General features: G+C 72.4%; 1 protein-coding gene. It reads left to right on the top strand.

Annotated features, from left to right (window positions below; translation table 11 throughout):
• Positions 1 to 26 precede the first annotated feature (26 nt).
• Positions 27 to 2,243, top strand: a 2,217-nt coding sequence (locus tag ABT130_RS47430) for an acyltransferase domain-containing protein (RefSeq protein ID WP_350966475.1), incomplete at its 3' end; no start/stop codon positions are given.

Below are 2,243 nucleotides of genomic sequence, written 5' to 3'. Positions count from 1 at the left end.
CGTTGCTGGACGGGCCGTTGCGTGAGGTGCTGTTCGCCGAGCCGGGCACGCCCGAGGCGGAGGCGCTGGATCGGACGGGGTGGGCGCAGCCGGCGCTGTTCGCGGTGGAGACCGCGCTGTTCCGGTTGGTCTCCTCGTGGGGGGTTCGGCCGGGTGTGCTGGCGGGGCATTCGATCGGGGAGATCACCGCGGCGCATGTGGCCGGGGTGTTGTCTCTGAAGGACGCGTGTGTGCTGGTGGCGGGTCGGGCGCGGTTGATGCAGGCGCTCCCCGCGGGTGGGGCGATGGTGTCGGTGCAGGCCTCGGAAGAGGAGGTCGCCGGGCTGCTGGCCGGGCGTGAGAAGGAGGTGTCGGTCGCGGCGGTGAACGGCCCGGCCTCGGTGGTGATCGCCGGGGTCGAGGAGCCGGTGCTGGAGGTCGCCGCCGTGCTGGAGGGGCGTGGGGTCAGGACGCGGCGGTTGCGGGTGTCGCACGCGTTCCATTCGCCGCTGATGGATCCGATGCTGGAGGACTTCCGCGCCCTGGCCCGGACACTCACCTACAGCCCGCCGGAAATTCCGGTGGTCTCGAACGTGACCGGGGAGTCGGCCACGGCCGAGCAGCTGTGCTCGCCGGATTACTGGGTGGACCAGGTCCGCCAGGCCGTACGGTTCGCCGACGGCGTCCGCACGCTGCACCGCCAGGGCGTACGAGCCTATCTGGAGCTGGGCCCCGACGGCGTGTTGACCGCGATGGCCGCCGACACGCTCGCGGCCGAGTCTGATGCGGACGCGCAGGAGTCGGACGCTGTGCTGGTGCCGGTGCTGCGTAAGGGCCGCGACGAGCGGATCGCGTCCATGACGGCGCTTGCCGAGCTGCACGTGCACGGGGTGGCAGTGGATTGGCAGGCCGTCCTCCCCGGCGCCCGCCGGGTCGACCTGCCGACGTATGCCTTCCAGCATCAGCGGTTCTGGCCCAAGGGTCCGGCATCTCGCGTGGGCAACGTGGCCGCGGCCGGGCTGGCGACAGCCAGCCACCCGCTGCTGGGTGCCGCCGTGGGCCTGGCCGACTCGGACGGTGTGCTGCTGACCGGGCGGTTGTCGGTGCGGTCGCATCCGTGGCTGGCCGATCACGTCGTGTCCGGAACAGTGATCTTCCCGGGTACCGGGTTCCTTGAGCTGGCGGTGCGGGCCGGTGACCAGGTCGGCTGCGAGGTGGTCGAGGAGCTGACCCTGACCGCGCCGCTGGTGCTGGGCGAAACCGATGCCGTCGCGGTGCAGGTGTGGGTGGGCGCCGCGGAGGAGTCGGGCCACCGGAGCGTGAACGTCTACGCCCGCTCTGCCGAGGCCGCCGATGACGTGCCGTGGGTGCGGCACGCCACCGGCACGCTGGCCGTCGGTGCTTCGGCCACCGGTGCTCCCAATGCCGAGCCGTTCGACGCGGCGGTGTGGCCGCCGGCCGGCGCGACCGCGATCGGGCTGGACGGGTTGTACGAGGGACTGGCCGCGGGCGGGTTCGAATACGGCCCCGTGTTCCAGGGGCTGCGAGCGGCCTGGCGTGGTGTCGACGGCGAGGTGTTCGCCGAGGTCGCGCTGCCCGAGCAGGCGGCGTCGAACGCGGGTTCGTTCGGGGTGCACCCGGCGTTGCTGGACGCGGCCTTGCACGCGGTGACCTTCGTCGGGCTGGAGCCGGTGGAGGGTGGCCGGTTGCCGTTCTCCTGGGGGCAGATGAGCCTGCAGGCCACCGGGGCGGCGATGCTGCGGGTGCGACTGTTCCGGACGGGCGACGACGCTGTGTCGCTGACGGCGGTGGACGCCGCCGGGGATTCGGTGCTGTCGGCGCGTTCGCTGGTGCTGCGCCCGTTCACTCCTGATCAGCTCGCCGCCGCCGGTGGTGGTCAGGTGACGGAGCGGGACGGGCTGTTCCGGCTGGATTGGACCCCGCTTTCCGAGGTTTCCGTGGCTGACCCGGCGCCGGTGACGGTGGTCGGCTTCTCGGGGGTCGAGCCGGACGCCTTGGGTCTCGCGGCGGCGTGGGAGTCGGTCGGACAGTCGGTGATGGTTCACCGGGATCTGTCGGCGCTGACCGAGGTGGGGTCGGTGCCGGAGGTGGTGCTGGCCGAGGTCGCGGCCGGGTCGGCCGGGGATGCGGTGGTCTCGGCGCGTGCGATGACGGCTGGGGTGCTGGGTCTGTTGCAGGGGTGGCTGGCCGATGAGCGGTGTGCTGGTTCGCGGTTGGTGATCGTCACTCGTGGTGCGGTGGCT

The organism is Streptosporangium sp. NPDC001681, from assembly GCF_040298085.1.
GTDB lineage: Bacteria > Actinomycetota > Actinomycetes > Streptosporangiales > Streptosporangiaceae > Streptosporangium.
Note: the sequence above shows the minus strand (reverse complement) of the source record. Positions and strands in the feature narration are given on the sequence as shown.